Source organism: Desulfosporosinus sp. Tol-M2 (assembly GCF_059735615.1).
On record NZ_JCAIJG010000136.1, the window covers coordinates 1 to 412 of the forward strand.

Genomic DNA, 412 nt, shown 5'->3' on the forward strand with positions numbered 1-412 from the left:
CCGGTCCAAATGCTGAAAATAGATTTGGTGCTGGACAGCTTGGAAAATGCCAAGGAACGAATGAAGAATTATATTGAAACAGCGATTGAGAAGGTCCGTCAGGAAAGGAGGCAGAATAAGAAAGCGGAAGAGATTAGACGCAGTGTAATGAAGCTGATGTCCAGCCGGGAGTTACTTAATGTCTACCTTGACAACTCCAATATCCCCGTAAGAGTTTATAAAATCGATTACACTATGCAGAATAGCCGGTTAAAACTGTGGGAAGATGCGGTCCATGAGAATTCCGGCGGCGAGAAATTCGTCGTATTCTTCTCGGTTTTATCCGCCTTGATGAGTTATGCCCGTACCCGGGCCAGGGAAGGCTTGGGTGGCATGTCTGAGAAAGAAACCAGCGTCCTGATCATGGATAATC

1 protein-coding gene is annotated in these 412 nt (G+C 46.1%); it reads left to right on the forward strand.

What is annotated here, in order from left to right; genetic code table 11:
- Positions 1-412, forward strand: a 412-nt coding sequence (locus AC6I5A_RS10950) for a hypothetical protein (RefSeq protein WP_034615681.1), incomplete at both ends; no start/stop codon positions are given.